A 19556-nucleotide genomic window follows, 5' to 3' on the forward strand; every position below is an offset into this window, starting at 1 on the left:
GATCAGTTCGTCACGAACGGCATGGGTTCCTTGGGGCGTGAAAGTGAAGATCGCGGACAGCTTCGCCGCTGCGTTGAGGGAGCTGCGTCGTGCAGCGGGCAACCCTTCGTACCGCTCGTTATCAGGCTCGGCCAGGACGCAACGGCCTCCCGTATCACTGGGAGTTGCGACCCTGAGCGACTGGTTCAACGGCAGATGTGTGCCGAGCGATCCACAGGCTCTGCGGTTTCTGGTCGAAACGCTGGAGGCGCGGGCGGAGCGCAGGGCGCAGGGCGGTTCCTACCGGCCCCGCAACTGGCAGAGCTGGGAGCGCATGCGACAGGAGGCGCTGGCCGAGGCGCGTGCGAATGGCGCCCGGGGCAGGGTGGTGGCTCCAGCGGGGGAGGAGGTCAGGGAGCCGGACGGGCAGGGTCAGCCGGTTGGGCATGCGAGGCGATGGCGCTGCCCTCTCTGGCTGGTGCCCTGGCGCCGGTGCATCGTAGTGGTGCCCGTTGTGGTGGGCGTGCTGGCGGTTGCCGCCTGGCTGGCGGGATATTTGCACACACCGGTTCGTACTGCTGGTGTATCAGCACCCCCGGTTGCCACCTACTACCGACCTCCCGAAGTCATCGCAGCGGACGGCAAGTCCGAGTCCGCCGAGCGGCTGCCCGGCCCGAACCGGTGGTTCGTCGCTCACAACGTCAAGGGAGCCGATGCCTGCCCGCCGCACTGGGCCTGTTTCTTCAAAAACCCGGACTTCAATGCGGACCCCGGCTGGATGATTATGGTCCAGGACCTTGAGAAGACCTACGAGCTCACTGGTCAATACGAGAACGCTGTGAGTTCCTGGGTGAACAACATGCGTGTGCAAGTCGCCTGGCATCCTGTGCATGATGCCGGCGGCGACCTCTTCTACCACATGGAACCTGGTGCTCGGCGTGCGCGGCTGGGAGCGGCCGATAAGACGGCGCAATCCATTCACACGATGTCCAACGCCAATGCCTGGCCGCAGGGGACGCCGCCTTGATGCGATAACGGGCGAGCACGTAGGGGCTTTGAGCGCCTCGCCGCCTGATGGCGTCAGCGCAGAACCGCCGCCGTCTCGGCGGGCAGTTGCAGTGTGCCGTCCGGGTCGGGAGGGGCGACAGGACGCCAGGACGCGATCACCTCATGTGCTGTTACCGGGCGCAGCGCGGACGGCCGGTCCGTGAGGTTGGCCACGATGTGGTACGGGCCGCGTTGGAAGTGCACAAGGCCGTTGGTGACGGCGAGCGTGGTGTACTTCCAGTGGGGGTCGGTCAGTTCGGGCGCGGACAGCCGCAGGGCGATCAACCCGCGGTACCAGGAGAGCAGTTCGGCGTGGGGGGTCCGCTCCCGCTCGGTCCAGTTGAGGCAGGACCGCTCGCGGGTCGCCGGGTCCTGGGGATCGGGGATCTCCTCCTCCGGCCAGCCGTGGGCCGCGAACTCGCGGCGGCGGCCCTGGCGTACGGCGCGGGCCAGTTCGGGGTCCTGGTGGTCGGTGAAGTACTGCCAGGGGGTGGAGGCACCCCATTCCTCGCCCATGAAGAGCATGGGGGTGAAGGGCGCGCAGAGGACGAGCGCTGCGGCGCAGGCCAGTTGGCCGGGGGAGAGGTGGGCGGAGAGGCGGTCACCCAGGGCGCGGTTGCCGATTTGGTCGTGGGTCTGGGTGTAGGCGAGGAGACGGTGGGCGGGGGTGGTTGAGAGGTTCAAGGGGCGGCCGTGGGGGCGGCCCCGGAAGGTGGAGTACGAGCCGTCGTGGAAGTAGCCGCCGCGCAGGGTCTTGGCCAGGGCGTGAGCGGGGTCAGCGGCGAAGTCGGCGTAGTAGCCCTGGGATTCGCCGGTGAGCGCGGTATGCAGGGCGTGGTGGAAGTCGTCGTTCCATTGGGCGTGGAGGCCCAGGCCGCCCTCCGCGCGCGGGGTGATCAGGGCGGGGTCGTTGAGATCGGATTCGGCGATCAGGAAGATGGGGCGGCCGAGCGAATCAGCCAAGTCATCCACTGCGGCGGAGAGTTCGGCGAGGAAGTGGGTGGGGCCGTGGTCCACCAGGGCGTGCACCGCGTCCAGCCGGAGCCCGTCCAGCCGGTAGTCGCGCAGCCAGGCCAGCGCGCTGCCGATCAGATAGGCGCGCACCTCGGCGGATCCGGGGGCGTCCAGGTTGACGGCTGCGCCCCAGGGGGTGTGGTGGGTGTCGGTGAAGTAGGGGCCGAAGGAGGGGAGATGGTTGCCGGAGGGACCGAGGTGGTTGTGGACGACGTCCAGGACCACGCCCAGGCCGAGGCCGTGTGCGGCGTCCACGAAGCGGCGCAGGCCGTCCGGCCCGCCGTAGGGTTCATGGACGGCCCACGGCGCCACCCCGTCGTACCCCCAGCCATGCCGGCCGGGGAATGGGCAGACGGGCATCAGTTCCACATGTGTGATCCCCAACTCGGCCAGGTGACCGAGCCGTTCGGCGGCGGCGTCAAAGGTTCCCTCGCGGGTGAAGGTACCGATGTGCAGTTCGTAGAGCACCGCGCCCGGCAGCGGCCGCCCCGCCCAGTCATGCCGCCATGGGAAGGCGGGCGAGAGGGGTGCGCTCAGGCCGTCCGGCCCGTCCGGCTGGCGCCGCGACCGGGGGTCGGGGAGTACGGGGCCGTCGTCCAGGGCGAACCCGTAGCGGCCGGGGGGAGCGGAACCGCACCACCAGCCGGCGCGGGCCGGATCGCGCTCCATGCGGTACGTCCGGCCCTCCACATGCAAGGTCACTTGTGACGCGTTCGGCGCCCACACCTCGAACAGCACAGGGCAAGCCTTCCCTCACCGCCGCTGGTGCAGTCCCCGCCCGCCCAACGAGAGCATGACCTCGCCGACCGCCTCCGACAGCGTCGGGTGCGGATGGATGTGCCGGGCCATATCGGCGGCCTCGGCGTCCCAGCCGACGATCAGCTGGCTCTCCGCGATCATTTCCGAGACATGCGGGCCCACGAGGTGAACGCCCAGTACGCGGCCGTCCCGGTCGGCGACCGCCTTCACCCCGCCGGTCTGCCCATGCACCATGCCCTTGGCCACCGCCGCCAACGGCATGGTGTTGCACACCACTTCATGGCCCCGCGCCCGCGCCTCCGCCTCGGTGAGCCCCACCGATGCGGTCTGCGGGGCGGAATAGGTGACGCGCGGTACGGCCGCGTAGTCCACGGGCCATGACGCCCGGCCCGCGAGGGTCTCGGCCACCAGCAGCCCCTCGGCGAAGGAGGCGTGCGCCAGGCCCAGGGACGGCGGGGGCAGCAGATCGCCCACCACATGAATGCCGGATACGGAGGTCTCCAGGCGAGCCCAGTCGGCCGGGGCGACATAGCCGCGCCCGTCCGTGACGAGCCCCGCCGCGGCGAGGCCCAGACCGTCGGTGACGGGCACCCGGCCCACTGCCACCAGCAGTCGCTCCACATCGAGTTGGAGCGTCTCGCCCCGCGCGGTGCGGACCGTGGCCCGTACACCGTCGTGGTACGGGCGCGCATCCTCCAGCCGAGCGCCCGTATGCACCTCGATGCCCCGTTGCGTCAGCCCGCGCCGCAGCAGGCGGCTGACATGGTCGTCCTCCAGCGGCAGCAGCCGCTCGGCCGCCTCCACCAGAACCACCCGTGCCCCCATCGAACGGTGCAGCGAGGCGTACTCGACGCCGATCGCCCCGCCGCCCAGCACCAGCACCGACCCCGGCAAACCGGGCGCGAACAGCGCGTCGTCACTGGTGACAACACGCGAGCCGTCGGGCTCCAGCCCCGGCAGGGTGCGCGGGCGCGAACCGGTGGCGAGCACGATCCCGCGCCGGGCCCGCCAGCCGTCCCCGGCCTCCTCGCCGGAGTCCACCTGGACCGTCCGGGAGCCGGTGAGCGAGACCGAACCGCGCACCACACGTACACCCGCATGCGCCAAGTGGCCCTCCACACCACGGTGGTTGCGGGAGACGATGTCGTCACGGGTGGCGGTCAGCGCGGACCAGTCCACGGAATCGAGCGTCGCCCGCACCCCCACCGCTCACGGGCCTCCGCGATGCCGTCCACGAGCTCTGCCGCATGCAGCATCGCCTTGCTCGGGATGCAGCCCCGGTGCAGGCAGGTACCGCCCACGAGGTCACGTTCCGCGAGGACGACCTCCAGCCCGAGCCCTGCCGCGCGCAGCGCGGTGCCATACCCACCCGTGCCGCCGCCGATGACGATGACGTCCGTCTCATTCATGGTCCGACCCTCCGCCCACCAGGGAGGATGAGTCCAACGCAAATTCCCGATCGTGTTGATGAGTGATGTTCATGAGCTTGCGGCAGATGGAATACCTGGTCGCCGTGGTGGAGGAGCGGTCCTTTACACGCGCCGCCGAGGCGCTCAATGTCACCCAGTCCGCGCTCTCACATCAGATCAAGGCGCTGGAACGGGAGGTCGGCGGACGGCTGTTGGAGCGGCTGCCCCGGGGCGTCGGGCTCACGCCTATGGGGCGCGCGTTCCTGCCGCACGCCGAACGCGCCGTCCGCAGCGCGGCCCAGGCCCGCCGGGCCGCTCGGGCCGCGGCGGGGGCGGAGGGTGGCGAACTGCATATCGCGACCCTGCACGCGCTGGCCGTCGGCATGCTTCCGCCGGTGTTCGCCCGGTGGCGCAGGGAGTTCCCGGAGGTCCTGTTGCACCTCCATGAGTACACAACCACCGAGGAGTTGCGGGACGGCATGGAACGCGGCGTCGCGGATATCGGGGTCGGCCCCCGGCCCGAGGCGTGGTCCGGGCCGGTGGTGTCGCTCGGCGATGAGGAGATCGTGGTCGTCACCTGTGCCGGGGATCCACTGGCCGGGCGGACGGATCCCATCTGCTTGACCGATCTGGCGGACCGCGCCTGGGTGCGCTGTCAGCTGGAACCGAGAGTGCGGGGGCAGCGGTGGCTGGACTGGGCCTGCGCACAGCATGGATTCCGGCCCCTGACCGCCCTGGAGACCGAGCACTCCTCCACGGCGGTCCGCATGGCGGCGGCCGGCGTGGGCATCGTGGCCGCGCCGCTCCCGATCGCCGAGACGGTGGAGGGAGCGGTGGCGGTGCGGGTCTCCCCGGCGTGGCGGCGCGAGCAGACGGCGTTCTCACGTGACGAACTCATCGGGGCGGTACAGGAGTTCGTGCGGATGTGCGGTGGCACCTATACGGCAGCGGCGTAGGCGGGCCGCCCATCGTGCAACTCGGCGCAGCTGCCGATGCGGGAGGCGTAGAGGGCGGCGGTGATCCGGTGGGTCTGGTACGTGGAGCAGTGGCTGTGCAACTCATGCTGCGACAGCCACTTATAGGCGGCCAGTTCGGGGGTGTCGGGAAGACGGACGGCGGTGTCGTCCGGAACGGTCAGCGTCTGGTACACGAAATCGATCGTCGGCGGTGCGTAGGTGCGCGGGTCGCGCGGCGTGAAGTCGGTGAGCACAAGCCGGACGGGCGTCAGCGCCAGGCCCGTCGCCCGCCTGCCCTCGCGCACCATGGCCTGCCACGCCGGTTCGTCCTCCCAAGCGGTGCCGCCGGGTAGTTGAAAGTTCCGGCCGGCGTCCGGGGCGCCTTTGCTGTACGGCGATACCAGCAGCACTTTGCCATCACCGTTGAAGATGAGGGCCAGCGCACGGATGCGGGGTGAGGGCATGGGGGCGCCTTTCGGGTTGTGCGGGGTTTGGGCTCACTACCGAACGTCGAGATTCGGCCGCACAACCAGCGTGGTGCGTGCGAAAGTTGGCGTGCAAGCCGCAGCGACATCATCGCTGAAAGTGGCATATTCGACGTGCAGGGCACGGGTTTTTGCGCGGTGGGCAAGGGGTATCGGCCAGCAGGCACGGGTACGTGCGAGCGGGGTATTCGTGGCCCCCGAGCAGGGCACGAGCGCTGCCGAGCCCGGCACGGGAGGGTTCACGGATGGCAGTGAAGACAGGGCCAACGCTTCGGAGGGTGCAGCTCGGAAAGGAGTTGCGCAGGCTCCGGGACCGGGCCGGTATGACGCCCGCCCAGGCGGTCGAGGGGCTGGGCTTCAGCGAGACCAAGCTGTGGCGGGTGGAGCGGGGGCTGACGAGCCTGGACAAGGTCCAGGACCTCCGCAATCTGTGCGAGCGGTATGGGGTTGAGGACGAGGAGGACATCGACTTCCTGGTGCAGATTCAGCGGGATTCGCTGAGTCGGGATTGGTGGAGCCCGTACCGGAACGTGATGCCGTCGGGCATGGCCATGTTCGTTGGCCTGGAGCGGGATGCCCGGCGCCTGCGGGGCTGGCAACCGGAGGTCGTGTACGGGCTGTTGCAGACTGAGAGGTATGCGCGCGCCATGTTCGAGACCGCGAAACCGGTTGAGGAGACGACGACCGAGTTCGTGGAACAAAGCCTTGCGCTCCGTATGGAGCGGAGGCGCCTGATCACCAGGACCCAAAATCCTGTCGAACTAAGGGTCATCATGAGTGAAGCCGCCTTGCGGCTGGTCATCGGCAGCGACGAGGTGATGCGTGAACAGTACACAGAGATCGCCGAACTGGCCCAGCTGGACAATGTAACGGTGCAGATAATGCCTCTTGCGACGCCCACCTATCGAGCGTCCGGAAATTTCGTCCTCATGGACTTCGACCCTCCGATGCCAACAGTCGTGGAAATCGACGAAGCGAAGTCGGTGACTTTGGTCGACAAGCAGTCGGAAATCTGGAAGCACACTCGCAGGTTCGACGCCATGAGCGCAGGTGCGCTGGGCCCTAGTGAGACGCCCAAGTTCTTGGAAACGCTAGCAAGAGAGCGAGCACGGTGATGAACAAAACGTCCTGGTTCAAGTCCTCCTATAGCGGCCAAAACGGATCCAATTGTGTGGAGGTTGCCTGGTTCAAGTCCTCTTACAGCCGTGAGAACGGAGACGCATGCCTGGAGATCGCGCCGCTGCCCGAAAGGGTCGCCATACGCGACTCCAAGAACCCGGCCCTCCGGGCCATCACCGCCCCCGTCCCCGCCTGGAAGGCGTTCGTCGCGGATCTCCGCAATGAGTAGTGCGCTCACTCCCGCACAACAGCGCCATCAGGACTGCCCCCGGCGGCCGGCCGGCCCGGCCAGCGGGTCATGACGGACACCGTCTTCCCCCCAGCAGGCGAAGGCCACAGCAATGACCGGTCGTCCGGCCGAGCACGGGTCAGCCGCCCGGTGTCAACCCCGGCCGGCCTGGCAGCCAGTTCGGAACCGTCCGGGGCCTCGCCCGAGTCGCGCCCCGCGCGGCGCGCTCGCGTGTGAACCAAGGGGGCCTCACGGCTGAGGTTCGCAGAAGGCAACCGGGCTGCGCAGGCCGGAGCGGCTGAGCGCGCGGATGCCGAAGAAGACGTTGTCCTTGGACAAGTTGACGGTATGCCGGGTCACGTTCCCGGCCGGGACGACGTGGGTCCACTCCGGCTCCGTGGTCTCCCGCCACACCACCTCGTATCCGGCAAGGTCCGGCTCCGGGCCGCGTTCCCACACCAGCTCGGTGGAGTTGCCGAGGACGGCGGTGCGGATCTTCGCTCCGCGCGGGGTGCCGGGGGCCTGGGCGAGGGACCACAGGGCGGCCGCGTTCACCCGGGCCACCCGGGCGATGAAACCGAAGTCGCAGAACTCGGGCAGGTCCCCGTACTGCTTGCCCTCCACCACCCGCACGTCCTGGTGCTGGTGCGCGTAGTTCTCGGCGGGTTCGGTGAACCGCGCCGCCGGATAGGCTCGTTGGAGAAACGGGATGTGGTCGCCGCCGCGCAGATAGCGGTCCCGGCGGTACACCACCCGTACCCGCATCCCCGTCGCGTCGTTCTCGGCGGTGTCCCGGACGAACCGGGCCAGCTGGCGCGAGGGCGAGTCGTTCTCGCCGCCCACCGAGCGCCGCACCTCGGCCTGCTCCGGTGTCTCCGAGGTCGGTACCCCCTCGGCGAACAGCCGGATCGTGTACGGGTCGCGCGAGCCGTCCTCGGCGGTCGGGCTGCCCACGATGTCGTTGGTGAACATGCCCTGGACGTCGGCCTGCCGGTCCCGGTACGTCTGGGCCATGTGCCCGGCCCCGTACAGCCCCTGCTCCTCGCCCGCCACCGCCGCGAACACCACGGTCGCGGCCGGCCGCCGGGTCGCGAAGACCCGGGCCAGCTCCAGCGCGACGGCCACCCCGGAGGCGTCGTCGTCGGCGCCGGGCGCGTCGCCGGTCGCGTTCATCGGGTCGCTGTTCCGCGAGTCGTAGTGTCCCGAGACCACATAGATCCGGTCGGGCGTGACCGAACCCCGCAGTGTTGCAACGACGTTGGTGATCCTGGTCGCCACCGGGATACGGGACGCGGGCTGCTGTATGTACGACTGGAGCTCCACGGTCATCCGGCCACCGGAGGCCCGTGCGCAGCGGCGCAGCTCGGCGAGGAGCCAGTCGCGGGCCGCGCCGATGCCGCGTACGGGATCGTTCTGGGCGGACAGGGTGTGCCGGGTGCCGAAGGAGACCAGTTTGCGGACGGTCGCCTCGATACGGCGGGGGTCGATCTCCCGCAGCAGCGCGCGGAGTTCGTGCGAAGGGGGCTGTTCGGTGGGCCGGTGGCAGGCGGGCCCTTCGGGCCGCGCCGGCCCGGACCGTGCCGGTCCGGCCGCCGCCGATGACAGCGCCGCTTCCGACGACAGCCCGAGGGCGGCCGTACCGACCGTGGCCGCGCGGAGCAGCGTACGCCGGGCCGTACCCCGACCATCCCGCCCGCTGTTCCCGTCGTGACCGTTGTGTCTGCCGCTCGCGTCCTCGCCCGGCTGCGTCATGCCGCCATCGTCACGCCGGCCTCAACACCCCCGCAAGGTCCGGTTTCGGCCCGGTGAGAAGCAGAGACAGCTCACGACGACGCGCCATCGTCCCGTCCCCGCTCGGGGTCCGCCCCCACACTACGAGGGCACCCGCCCCCAGTGAACCGGCGCAGAACCAACCCGGGGATCACGTCCAACTCCCGGCGCAGCGTCTCGACCGGTGGCTCACCCGAAGGTGAGGAACCCCTCCCGTAGCAACGCGCGTACCAGGGTGAGGCGCCCCGGTCCGTCCAGATCGCCGGGGATCGCGTCGGCAGTGAAAGCCGCCGGCCCGCGCTCGGCGACATAGCACACCTCTTCGGCGACGGCGGCGGGCATCCGCACCGCCTTGTTGTGGAACTCCAGGGCGACCGTGTCCCCGGTGACGGTGAGGTTCCAGCGCAGGCCCGTGCGGACGCGCAGTGGAGTGGTGAGGCCGAGGCCGGCCAGGGAATCCAGGTCGGCCAGGTGCCCGTGGAGCACCGGCGTGGCGATCGAGACGGCTCGCGTGACCGACTCGTCGGCGATGTCCGCGGGGGAGAGGGCAGTCGGCAGCGTGGCGAGCAATTCGGCGACCGTCCGCTCGACCTCCCGCCGAGCCTCCGCATCGGAGGCGAACCCCATGGGCAGTCCCCGCCGGAATCGCACGTCCCGTGAGAACAGCCGGCGCAACGCATGCTCGATCACCTCGCCATAGAGCAGCGGATGGACCCCCAAGGTGACGTGTACCGACACCGTCTCGTTCGACGTCGCCGAATGCACGGCACCGCGCGGCAGATACAGCAGGTCCCCCGGTTCCAGGTCGAACTCCTGCTCAACGGCCGGTTCCGGCCGGGACTTGTCGTAAGGCTCGTTCTTCATCGGCAACTCATGCGGCTGCGAGGCGAGCTGCCAGCGTTTTGTGCCGTGGATCTGGGCCACGAAGACATCGTGTGTGTCGTAGTGGGGTACGAATCCGCGCGCGCCGGGCGGAGTGACATAGACATTGGCCTGGATACGGGCGCTCAGCTCCGTCCCCAGCGCATCGGCCAGCCGCTGTAGGCGCGGATTCCACTGCTCCAGCGCGTTCAGAACGACGGTGGAGCCGTTCCGATAGCAGGCGTATAGCTCCTCCAGCGCGTTGACGCTGCCGTTGGGCCCCCGGGAGGCGGCGAGCGAGGCGAGCCGCGTCTCCTTGCCGTCCAGTACGACGCGGAGGCCGTCCAGTCGTCCGCCGGAGAGCGAGAGCGCCGTGTCCACATCTTCCAAGGTCAGCAATTCCGCGAAATACAGGGGGTCATGGCGCCGGACGAGCAGCGGCCGGCGCTCCCAGTGCTCCCGCCGGAAGGTGTCGAGGGTGAAGGGACGAATAAGCCGTGAGAGATCAGCGCAAGGCTGCGCACGGGGCGCAGCCTCCCCCTGATCCGCGAGAAGGGTCATCAAAGGGCTCCTCACGGAAGGAAGTTGTCCTGCGGTGCGGGCGGCGGCAGCGGTGGGTCAGTCGTCCTCGTCGCCGAAGGACGGATCCCACCAGTCCCCGTCGTCCAACTGGGGGTAGGGACCGTCATAGTTGGTCCGTGGAGCCGCCGGTCCCGAAGGGCGTTCGACCGAAATCTGCGCCGGATCAAGTGACTTTGCCATGGCAAGTGCACCTCCTCAATGGTGGGGGCAAACCTAGCTCTCCGGTGTCGGCGGTCCCATACCATGGCCGATTGATTCACCGGCGAGCGTGCGACAACGGCGGTAGCCGACGGCCTCGCCTTGCCGGGGCCGGCTGGATGCGGGCGGGCGAGAACAACGCCGGACCGAGCACGAAGTACACACTGGATGCGCCTGGCGCAGCCGTAGCGTCGTGCGGCACAGGTGGAGCTTGCCGGCGGACAACCCGTCCGCTTTGTCCCGTCACTGGAGAAGCACGGCGGGCGGCCGCCGCCCCTGAGCGGCGACCTCAACCGTGATCTCATGCACCGAATTCCGCGCCCCCGGCCCCGGCTGCATTCTCCCCTCCCGGTCCGTGGCCCGGGAGCGGATCCGGTGTGTGCCAGGGGCCAGCGTCCGGGTGAGGGAGAAGGGCTGCCAGGCGAGGTCGGAGCCGCGGGGGTGCAGTGCGGCGGGCTCCCAGGGGCCGTCGTCCACCGCGACCTCCACCCCCGTCACCTCGGTCAGACTCCAGGCCCGGCCGCTGATCTCCACTCGCGGGCCGGGCAGTTGCTCCCCGTCGCGCGGGGACAGCAGCTTGCTGTTGACGTCGATCTCCCGTACCGGGATGGGAGTTGTGCTGCCCGGCAGCACCCGGTTGTACAGCCGGGTGGTGAACATATGCTCCGGCCTGTGGTCGGCGAGAACGATACGGCTGAGCCATTTCACCGAGTTGGTGCCGAACATGCCCGGGACCACGGCCCGCAGCGGGAAGCCATGGCGGGTGGGCAGGGGCTGCCCGTTCAGCAGATAGGCGAGCAGCGTGTGCTCGCGGGCGGCTTCCAGGGGGAGGTCCTTGAGGAAAGTCAGCCCGTCCTCGCCGAGGAAACTGCCCCGGTCCGCGCCCTCGAACCAGATGTGCCGCGCCGAGGCCTGCGGCGCTGCCCGGTCCAGCAGTGTGGCCAGCGGTACCCCCGTCCATTCCAGATTGGCCACCGCCCGGGTGGGCACATCGGGCGAGAAGGGGTTGCCGAAGCACTCATGGACCACGGTGCGGCGCTGGGCGGGCAGCGCCTCGATATCGGACAGGCTCAGCCGCAGTGGTTGGTCCACCAGGCCCTCCACACTGAGCGTCCAGCTCTTGGCGTCGATCTCCGGCACGCTGAGGTGCTTGCGGAAGAAGACCCGGTCAACAGGGGTTACAAAGGTGTCGGTAAGAACAGGATCCATTCCCTCATCCTGTGGACTCCCGCACCAGCAGTGCCACCGGATAACGGTGCAGCAACCGGGCCAGCAGCACTCGCTCGGGACAGGAGCGGCCGGTCAGCAGATCGCGCCAGGGTCCGCCGCCGGGCAGTTCAAGCGCCGTGTCCCGCCAACCGCCGCTGGCGAAAAGGGATTTGGAGAGACGGGTGGCCACGGCTGCCACCTGTCCGGAACGTACAAAGGCCACCGCGTGACCGGCCGACGGGCCGGTGGCCGCCAGTGGCTGGTAGGTGGCATCGGCGCCGAACCACTCGGGGTGCGCCCGCCGCAACCGCAGTGCAGTACGGGTGAGATGGAGCTTTTCCGTGGACAATCCGGCCTCCTGGCCGTCCGGCTCCTCGGGCGGCCGCCGGTTGTCCGGATCGACCAGCGCCCGGTATTCCCGTTCGCTGCCGGTATAGAGGTCCGGCACACCGGGCATGGTCAGGTGCAGCAGCGCCGCGCCCAGCACATTGGCGCGTATGGAGGGGGTCAATTCGACGGCAAAAGAATTGAGTTGAGAGAAGGACGGGCCGCAGGGGCCGGCCGTCACAAAGGACTCCACGGCCCGCTCATATGCCTCGTCCGGCTCCGTCCAGCTGGTGCGCAGCGCCGCCTCACGCACGCTTTTGACGATCGCCGGAACCAGCCGTAGTGCGTCAGGTCGGCCCAGGCCGAACGCGCTCTGCCAGGCAAGCCAGGCCAGCTGGGGGTCGGGGGCGGGCACGGACGAGGCCAGCTGTGCCAGCAAGCCGGTCCAGCGTTCCGGCACTTCGCTCAGCACGGCCAACCGGGCCCGGACATCCGCACTGCGCTTGGTGTCATGGGTGGACAGCAGGGTCCCGCCCAATGGCCGTTCGCGCTGTGCCCGGGCGCAGAAGGAGTGGAACTCCTCGGGCGAGACGGCGGGACGGTCCGGTGAGCCGCCCACCTCATTGGCGGACAGCAGCGGCACAAAACGGTAGAAGGCCGTGTCCTCCACCGACTTGGCCCGCAGCGCCGCCGCCGTCTGGGCGAACCGGGCGCAGAAGTCCCGGTGTTCCGGCCCGTCGCCGAGCCGCCCCAGCGCGGCGTCCCGCACCAGCTCCACCGCCGCCGCCTCCTCCGGCACCGCGAATGCCGAACGGGCGTCCTGCGCCGCCCGGTCCAGCATGGCGCTGTCCGCCGGGCGGACGCCCTGGCCGGGCGTGACATACGGCCGGTAGACCGGCAGCCGCACCAGGATCTCGCGGAGCGCGGTGCGCAGCGCCCAGGGGGCGTGGTCCCGCAAGCGGTGCGAGGTCTCGCAGAGCCGCAGCGCGCCGCGTACCAGACGTTCGGTCTCGGTGGCCAGATCATGGGTGATCACCCGGTAGGCGGCGCGCCGCACGGTGGCCGGCCAGTCGCCGCCCCGGTCGGGCGGTGCGCCGGTGAACTCTCGGTAGGACGAGGTGAGTTCCGAGTACCCCTCACCGTCCACAAACAGGCCGTCCAGCCGGTGCAGGGCGTCGTAGCCGGTGGTGCCGGCCACCGGCCAGTCGTCGGGCAGGGTTTCGTCCCGGGCGAGGATCTTCTCCACCACCGTCCACCGTCCCCCGGTGGCCTGGTGCAGCCGCCGTAGATAGCCCGCCGGGTCGGCCAGCCCGTCCGGGTGGTCCACCCGCAGCCCGTCCAGCACCCCGTCCGCCAGCAGCCGCAGCACCGTGGCATGGGTGGCGGCGAAGACCTCGGGGTCCTCCACCCGTACCGCGATGAGTTCCGGAACGGTGAAGAAGCGGCGGTAGTTGAGCTCGGTACGGGCCAGCCGCCACCAGGCGGGCCGGTACCACTGGGCGTCCAGCAGCTCGGGCAGTGGCAGCCGTTCGGTGCCGGGCCGCAGCGGCAGGACATGGTCGTAGTAGCGCAGTTCGGCCCCGTCCACGGTGAAGTGGTCCAGCTCCTCGCCCAGTCGTCCGGCCAGGATGGGCAGCAGCAGTTTGCCGCCGTGTTCGGCCCAGTCGATGTCGAACCAGCGGGCGCAGGGGGAGGCCGGGCCGTCCCGGAGCACCTGCCACAGCGGCCCGTTGAGGCGCTGGGGCACCGGGACGGCCATATGGTTGGGCACAATGTCCGCGATCAGGCCCAGGCCATGGGCGTGCGCGGTACGGGCCAGCGTGCGTAGCCCCTCCTCGCCGCCCAGTTCGGTGCGTACGGTCGTGTGGTCGGTGATGTCATAGCCGTGGGTGGAGCCGGGCACGGCCTCCAGGACGGGGGACAGGTGCAGGTGCGAGACGCCCAGCGAGGCGAGGCGGGGCACCGCCCGTTCCGCCGCCGCGAACGGGAAGCGGGGCTGCAGCTGGAGGCGGTAGGTGGCGGTGGGCGGGGCCGAGCTGTCACGCTTCATGCTGAACATACGTACCCAGCCGAATGCCCATCCACGGGGCCTACAGGGGACGTTGGAGCACCATAAGGCTGCGGTCGGTCACCGTGAGCCGGTCGCCCGCCGCGACCTTCGGTCCGTCCTCGGTCACGCCCTCGGCACGCGCCGTGTCCACCACCAGCTGCCACTGCCTGCCGTGGTCCACCGGCACGGTGAAGTCCAGTGGCTGGTCATGGGCGTTGAACAGCAGCAGGAAGGAGTCGCCGAGCACCGGCTCGCCGCGCGGGCCGGGTTCGGAGATGGCGCCGCCGTTGAGGAAGACGGTGAGCGACTTGGCGTGCGCCGCCTGCCAGTCGTGCTCCCGCATCTCCTCTCCCTCATGGGTGAACCAGGCGATGTCGGACAGTTCATCATGAGTGCCGCGTACGGGACGCCCATGGAAGAAACGGCGCCGCCGGAAGACCGGCTGGTCCCGGCGCAGCCAGACCAGGGAGCGGGTGAAGGCCAGCATCCGGCGGGCCGCCGCCGAGCCCTCCTCATAGGGGTGCGGCCAGTGCACCCAGGACAGCTCGTTGTCCTGACAGTAGGCGTTGTTGTTGCCGTGCTGGGTACGGGCGAACTCATCGCCATGGCTGAGCATGGGCACGCCCTGGGAGAGCAGCAGGGTGGCGATGAAGTTGCGCATCTGGCGCTCGCGCAGCGCCAGGATGCCGGGGTCGTCCGTCTCGCCCTCGGCGCCGCAGTTCCAGGACCGGTTGTGGCTCTCGCCGTCCTGGTTGTTCTCGCCATTGGCCTCGTTGTGCTTGTGGTTGTAGGAGACCAGGTCGTGCAGCGTGAAGCCGTCATGGCAGGTGACGAAGTTGATGGAGGCCAACGGCCGCCTGCCGTCGCCCTGGTAGAGGTCGGAGGAGCCGGTCAGCCGGGAGGCGAACTCGGCCAGGGTGGCCGGTTCGCCGCGCCAGAGGTCCCGGGCGGTGTCCCGGAACTTGCCGTTCCATTCGGTCCAGAGCGGGGGGAAATTGCCCACCTGGTAGCCGCCCTCGCCCACATCCCAGGGCTCGGCGATCAGCTTCACCTGGCTGACCACGGGGTCCTGCTGTACCAGGTCGAAGAACGAGGAGAGCCGGTCCACCTCATGGAACTGCCGGGCCAGGGTGGCCGCCAGGTCGAAGCGGAAGCCGTCCACATGCATCTCGGTCACCCAGTAGCGCAGCGAGTCCATGATCAGCTGGAGGACGTGCGGGCTGCGCATCAGCAGGGAGTTGCCGGTGCCGGTGGTGTCCATGTAGTAGCGCGGGTCATCGGCCAGGCGGTAGTACGAGGCATTGTCCAGCCCCCGGAAGGAGAGGGTGGGCCCCAGGTGGTTGCCCTCCGCCGTGTGGTTGTAGACCACATCCAGAATGACCTCGATGCCCGCTTCATGAAGGGCGCGTACCGCCGACTTGAACTCCAGCACCTGCTGGCCCCGGTCGCCCCAGGAGGCATAGGCGTTGTGCGGGGCGAAGAAGCCAATGGTGTTGTAGCCCCAGTAGTTGGCCAGGCCGGAGTCCACCAGCCGGTGGTCCTGGACGAACTGGTGCACCGGCATCAGCTCCAGTGCGGTGACCCCCAGTTCGGTGAGGTGTTCCAGCACGGCCGGGTGGGTCAGCCCCGCATAGGTCCCGCGTACCTCCTCCGGCAGCGCCGGATGCAGCATGGTCAGGCCTTTGACATGCGCCTCATAGATCACCGTGCGGTGGTAGTCGGTACGCGGCGGACGGTCATCACCCCAGTCGAAGTACGGATTGACCACGACCGAGGTCATCATGTGCGGGGCGGAGTCCATGTCATTGCGTTTCTCCGGCCGGCCGAAGTGATAGCCGTAGACCGCCTCATCCCAATTGACCGCCCCGCTCACCGCGCGAGCGTAGGGATCCAGCAGCAGTTTGGCGGAGTTGCAGCGGTGCCCCCGCTCCGGCTCATACGGCCCGTGTACCCGGAAGCCATACCGCTGGCCGGGCATCACCCCCGGCAGATAGGCATGCCGTACAAAGGCGTCACTCTCCTTGAGTTCGACCGCCGTCTCCGAGCCGTCGTCGTGCAGCAGACACAGCTCCACACGCTCGGCGGCCTCGGAGAACACCGCGAAGTTGGTGCCGGCGCCGTCGTAAGTGGCACCGAGGGGATACGCCTGTCCGGGCCAGACCTGCATAGGAGACTCTTTCGCTCGTCCCGGTCAGACCGGGTTCCTTGGGCCTCGTCTTCCCGTTCCGCCGGGGTTCAGATCTTCCCCAAAACCGGTCCGGACCACCGCCGCTTTGCCCTCCTCCACCCGGGTGACGACCCCCGTCCGCTCCCCGGGTCACTATGAGCCGGGTCACTCACGGCCCTGAGGGCTGGCACAACCGGCCATGAGCGGGGACCAGTTCGCCGGCCGCCCCACGGCCCCATGTGCGCCGCGTCCGGCGGGCACAGTAGTCTGCGGTGATCATTGGACGGGGGCGGAAGGCGGTGTACAGGTGAGCTCGGGCGGGCTGGAGCTGCCCCCTGCGGACGGTGGGGGCGAGCCGGGGGGAGAGGGCATGGTGGAGCCCACCCCCGGTGCGGTGTCCCTGGCACGCCCGGGTGAGATCGGGGCCGAACTGGACTGGGGCGCCGCCGCCTGGAACGAGGTGCGCACCCGCGCCCGCCGGGCCGGACGCGCCTATATCTGGCTCAACCTGGTGGAACAGCGGCTGCGCGCGGTGGTCTCCGCGGTGCTGCGGCCCATCTATGAACCGGTGCACGGCGAGGAATGGGTCATCGCCGCCGCCGGACCGGCCGGGCAGGAGTGGGTACAGCGGGCGGTGGCGGTGCACGAGGTCAGCCGCCGCAAGGGCTATCTGCTGGACCCCGCCGACGACAATGTGCTCAGCTTCCTCACCCTCCCCCAGCTGCGGGAGCTGCTGGTACAGCACTGGCCCTGCTTCGAGCCCTATCTGGACGACCGCCGGGAACTCGAACTCGTCCTGGACGAGCTGGAGGTGGCGCGCAATGTGGTCTCCCGCAACCGGGCCCTGTCCCAGACCGTACTGGCCCAGGCCGAACGGGCCGCGGCCCGGCTGCTGGGGATACTGGGCGGAGGCGGCGAGATGAGCGGACGGCTGCCGGTGGATGCGGTGGAGGACCTGGTCGGCGATCGCTACGCCGATGTGGTGGGCGTCCACCCCGACCGGGTGCGGCTCCAGCGGCAGTTGCCGGTGGAGGACCTCTTCGGCGGCGCCCGGCGGCTGGACGCGGTGGGCATCGGGCTCAATCTGCTGGTGCAGAACTACTCGGGACGGCGCCTGGTGCGGCTGGCCGAGTCAGGCTGCCGGGCCCGGCTGCTCTTCCTCAACCCGGCCAGCAGCGCGGTGCGCCGCCGGGAGCGGGAACTGGGGCTGAAGAAGGGTGAGATGAGCCGCTCGGTGGAGATGAACATCATCCATCTGCGGCGGGTACGGGACCGGCTGCGCGATCCGGCCGCCTTTGAGATCCGGGTCTTCGACGAGACCCCCCGCTTCACCGCCTATCTGGTCAACGGGGACGGGGCGGACGGGGTGGCCGTGGTGCAGCCCTATCTGCGCAAGGCCCGGGGCATGGAGTCCCCGGTGCTGGTGCTGCGCGGGCACAACGGGCTGCTGAGCGAGGGCTTTGAACAGGAGCACGGCCTGTTTGATACCTATCGCGAGGAGTTCGAGGGGGTTTGGGAGGATTCGCGGCCGGTCTCCTGAGGCCGGACCGCCACTGTCAGTGGGGCATGCGAGGGTGGAACCACCAACGGGGGAAGCACCACGAAGGGGGAAACCCGCCATGTCCTGGCACGGTGAGCCGCTGACCGGATTCGACCTGGAGACCACCGGCACCGATATCGAGACCGACCGCATTGTCAGCGCCGCCCTGGTGGGGCTGGCGCCGGACGGCTCGCCGGCCTCCCGGCGGGTATGGCTGATCGACCCGGGAGTGCCCATTCCGGCCGAGGCCACGGCGATTCACGGCATTTCCACCGAATACGCCCGTGCGCATGGGGTCTTGGCGGCCACTGCCATAGCGGAGATCACCGGGGCGCTGGCCGAGTCGCTGGCCGCGGGCGTCCCGCTGGTGGTGATGAACGCCCGCTATGACCTCTCCCTGCTGGACCGCGAGTGCCGGCGGCATGGCGTCACCCCGCTCTCCGAACGGCTGGGCGGGGAGCCCGCGCCGGTGCTGGACCCGCTGGTGCTGGACAAGCACGCGGACCGCTACCGCAAGGGCCGGCGCACTCTCCAGGCGCTGTGCGCCCACTACGGGGTGCCGCTGGAGGAGGCGCACGAGGCCGCGGCCGACGCGGTGGCCGCGGCCCGGGCGGCGCGGCGGCTGGGCCAGCGACACCACCTGCTGGGCGCGGCCACCCCGGCCGAACTGCACGCCCTCCAGATACGGGCGGCGGCCGAACAGGCCGAGTCCCTCCAGCGGCATCTGCGGCGCACGGACCCCGGCGCACGGATTCCGTCGGCTTGGCCGCTGGTGCCGCCGGGTGTGGTTCCTCAGTGAGCGGCCCCCTACCCCGGGGTCACCTGTTACGTGGGGGTTGTGTGTGGCTGGTCGCGCCCACGCGGCGGAGCCGCATATCGAATAGCCGCCCCGCGCCCCTGATGGGGCGCCCCTAGCGGTAGGTCAAGAGCCGTTCCCGGGCCGGGGTCAGAACGGATACCAGCGCACCGTGGAATCCCCGTCCCGCAACGACCCTACCCGGCGGCGGAATTCCGCTGCCGCGGCCGGGTTGCCCGGTGCGTGCTGGGCCACCCAGGCACAACTGGCCGTCTCCCGGGCGCCGCGCAGCACCGCACAACCCGCCCATTCCCGGACATCCCATCCATAGGTCCGGACAAAGGAGTGGTACGCCTCCTCGCCCAAGCCATATCGGTCCCGGCTGAGGGCCATCACCACCAGATCGTGCTCCCGCAGATCCCGGGCGAAGGTCTCCAGATCCACCAGCACCGGCCCGTCCGGGGTGATGTGCACATTGCGCGGCAGTGCGTCCCCGTGCACCGGGCCCGGCGGCAGGGCGGGCACCAGCTCGGCGGCCGCGGCCTGGAAGGCGTCCCGGCGCTCGCGCAGATACTCCGCGTCGGCCGGATCGATGGCGGCTCCGGCGAGCCTCAGCCAGCGCTCCACCCCGCCGAGCAGATCCCGGGCCGGCAGCGCGAAGTCCGGTTCGGGCAGGGCGTGCACCAGGCACAGCAGCCCGGCCAGATCGGCGGGTTCGGCGGGACGCACGGGATCGGGGAGCCGGTGCCAGAGGGTGACCGGGTGCCCGTCGGCCACCAGCACCTCGCGCTCCGCGGCCCGTACCGCCGGAACTCCGCTCTCCGCCAGCCAGGAGGAGACGTGGACCTCGCGGCGGGCCCGGTCCAGCAGGGAGGGGTCCCGGCCCACCTTGGCCACCAGGCCGCCGGCGGTGAACACCGCGTTCTCGCCCAGCGCCAGCAGTTCCGCGTGGTCCGCTGTGGGGCCGGTCACACCTGCCGCCGCCAGCAGTTCGCGTGCCCTCGCCTCGGTGAATGCCGTTTCCGCCACGTATTGCCTCCCTTTCCTGGGGCCGGTCCG

Annotated in this window: 15 protein-coding genes and 1 pseudogene; 6 read left to right on the forward strand and 10 right to left on the reverse strand. The window is 69.9% G+C overall.

What is annotated here, in order from left to right:
* Positions 1-37 precede the first annotated feature (37 nt).
* Entirely contained in the window at positions 38-1006 is a 969-nt protein-coding gene (locus tag CV755_RS06310; RefSeq protein WP_153068592.1) for a peptidase inhibitor family I36 protein, read from the forward strand.
* A 53-nt stretch (positions 1007-1059) separates the two neighbouring features.
* On the opposite strand, the gene treZ is transcribed toward CV755_RS06310, so the two are convergent.
* Both treZ and lpdA read right to left on the reverse strand, forming a co-directional pair.
* The gene (treZ, locus tag CV755_RS06315) at positions 1060-2778 is read right to left on the reverse strand and encodes a malto-oligosyltrehalose trehalohydrolase (RefSeq protein WP_109279167.1); all 1719 of its coding nucleotides are present in this window, start codon (positions 2776-2778) and stop codon (positions 1060-1062) included.
* Positions 2779-2793: 15 nt separating this feature from the next.
* Positions 2794-4208, reverse strand: a pseudogene (lpdA, locus tag CV755_RS06320) (dihydrolipoyl dehydrogenase).
* A gap of 71 nt (positions 4209-4279) precedes the next feature.
* Between lpdA and CV755_RS06325 the strand changes: the two are divergent.
* Entirely contained in the window at positions 4280-5164 is an 885-nt protein-coding gene (locus tag CV755_RS06325) for a LysR family transcriptional regulator (protein WP_109279258.1), read from the forward strand.
* Here the strand turns inward: CV755_RS06325 and CV755_RS06330 are convergent.
* Positions 5146-5628 (reverse strand): NUDIX domain-containing protein, encoded by a 483-nt coding sequence (locus tag CV755_RS06330; RefSeq protein ID WP_109279168.1) that lies wholly within the window; start codon positions 5626-5628, stop codon positions 5146-5148. The two genes, CV755_RS06325 and CV755_RS06330, sit on opposite strands and share 19 nt — an antisense overlap.
* A 299-nt stretch (positions 5629-5927) precedes the next feature.
* On the opposite strand from CV755_RS06330, the gene CV755_RS06335 reads away from it, so the two are divergent.
* Positions 5928-6764 carry a helix-turn-helix domain-containing protein gene (locus CV755_RS06335; protein WP_338323619.1) on the forward strand — a complete coding sequence of 279 codons (837 nt, stop codon included), beginning with the start codon at positions 5928-5930 and terminating at the stop codon, positions 6762-6764.
* On the forward strand, positions 6764-6997 hold the full coding sequence (locus CV755_RS06340; protein ID WP_109279170.1) for a DUF397 domain-containing protein: 234 nt from the start codon (positions 6764-6766) through the stop codon (positions 6995-6997). Before CV755_RS06335 ends, CV755_RS06340 begins: the two co-directional genes overlap by 1 nt.
* Before the next feature lie 249 nt (positions 6998-7246).
* On the opposite strand, the gene CV755_RS06345 is transcribed toward CV755_RS06340, so the two are convergent.
* The 6 genes from CV755_RS06345 to glgX form a co-directional block, all read right to left on the reverse strand.
* Complete coding sequence (locus CV755_RS06345; RefSeq protein WP_109279171.1) at positions 7247-8749, reverse strand: M28 family metallopeptidase; 1503 nt, start codon at positions 8747-8749, stop codon at positions 7247-7249.
* Positions 8750-8956: 207 nt separating this feature from the next.
* Positions 8957-10189, reverse strand: a complete 1233-nt coding sequence (locus tag CV755_RS06350; RefSeq protein WP_109279172.1) for a cupin domain-containing protein — start codon at positions 10187-10189, stop codon at positions 8957-8959.
* Positions 10190-10246: 57 nt separating this feature from the next.
* Complete coding sequence (locus CV755_RS34525; protein WP_161968604.1) at positions 10247-10390, reverse strand: hypothetical protein; 144 nt, start codon at positions 10388-10390, stop codon at positions 10247-10249.
* Between the two features lie 261 nt (positions 10391-10651).
* Entirely contained in the window at positions 10652-11617 is a 966-nt protein-coding gene (locus CV755_RS06355; protein ID WP_109279173.1) for a molybdopterin-dependent oxidoreductase, read from the reverse strand.
* Between the two features lie 4 nt (positions 11618-11621).
* Positions 11622-13994, reverse strand: coding sequence for a malto-oligosyltrehalose synthase (gene treY, locus CV755_RS06360; RefSeq protein WP_109279259.1), 2373 nt, complete (start codon positions 13992-13994; stop codon positions 11622-11624).
* 40 nt (positions 13995-14034) lie between these two features.
* Complete coding sequence (gene glgX / locus CV755_RS06365; protein WP_109279174.1) at positions 14035-16161, reverse strand: glycogen debranching protein GlgX; 2127 nt, start codon at positions 16159-16161, stop codon at positions 14035-14037.
* 307 nt (positions 16162-16468) lie between these two features.
* Between glgX and CV755_RS06370 the strand changes: the two genes are divergently transcribed.
* Positions 16469-17701 carry an SAV2148 family HEPN domain-containing protein gene (locus CV755_RS06370; RefSeq protein WP_109279175.1) on the forward strand — a complete coding sequence of 411 codons (1233 nt, stop codon included), beginning with the start codon at positions 16469-16471 and terminating at the stop codon, positions 17699-17701.
* Between the two features lie 79 nt (positions 17702-17780).
* A complete protein-coding gene (locus CV755_RS06375) occupies positions 17781-18500 on the forward strand; it encodes an exonuclease domain-containing protein (protein ID WP_109279176.1) in 720 nt (239 codons plus the stop codon).
* A 147-nt stretch (positions 18501-18647) separates the two neighbouring features.
* Here CV755_RS06375 and CV755_RS06380 read toward each other — a convergent pair whose 3' ends face one another.
* Positions 18648-19526: a phosphotransferase enzyme family protein gene (locus tag CV755_RS06380; RefSeq protein ID WP_109279177.1), complete on the reverse strand. Its 879-nt coding sequence runs from the start codon at positions 19524-19526 to the stop codon at positions 18648-18650.
* Positions 19527-19556 lie beyond the last annotated feature (30 nt).

The organism is Streptomyces orinoci, assembly GCF_003121295.1.
Lineage (GTDB): Bacteria > Actinomycetota > Actinomycetes > Streptomycetales > Streptomycetaceae > Streptomyces > Streptomyces orinoci.

What these genes read in the sequence shown, in the direction of transcription:
- CV755_RS06325 (WP_109279258.1), top strand. Translation starts at nt 4,280, where the DNA reads ATGAGCTTGCGGCAGATGGAATACCTGGTCGCCGTGGTGGAGGAGCGG.
- CV755_RS06330 (WP_109279168.1), bottom strand. Translation starts at nt 5,628, where the DNA reads ATGCCCTCACCCCGCATCCGTGCGCTGGCCCTCATCTTCAACGGTGAT.
- CV755_RS06340 (WP_109279170.1), top strand. Translation starts at nt 6,764, where the DNA reads ATGAACAAAACGTCCTGGTTCAAGTCCTCCTATAGCGGCCAAAACGGA.
- CV755_RS06345 (WP_109279171.1), bottom strand. Translation starts at nt 8,749, where the DNA reads ATGACGCAGCCGGGCGAGGACGCGAGCGGCAGACACAACGGTCACGAC.
- CV755_RS06350 (WP_109279172.1), bottom strand. Translation starts at nt 10,189, where the DNA reads ATGACCCTTCTCGCGGATCAGGGGGAGGCTGCGCCCCGTGCGCAGCCT.
- CV755_RS34525 (WP_161968604.1), bottom strand. Translation starts at nt 10,390, where the DNA reads ATGGCAAAGTCACTTGATCCGGCGCAGATTTCGGTCGAACGCCCTTCG.
- CV755_RS06355 (WP_109279173.1), bottom strand. Translation starts at nt 11,617, where the DNA reads ATGGATCCTGTTCTTACCGACACCTTTGTAACCCCTGTTGACCGGGTC.
- treY (WP_109279259.1), bottom strand. Translation starts at nt 13,994, where the DNA reads ATGAAGCGTGACAGCTCGGCCCCGCCCACCGCCACCTACCGCCTCCAG.
- glgX (WP_109279174.1), bottom strand. Translation starts at nt 16,161, where the DNA reads ATGCAGGTCTGGCCCGGACAGGCGTATCCCCTCGGTGCCACTTACGAC.
- CV755_RS06375 (WP_109279176.1), top strand. Translation starts at nt 17,781, where the DNA reads ATGTCCTGGCACGGTGAGCCGCTGACCGGATTCGACCTGGAGACCACC.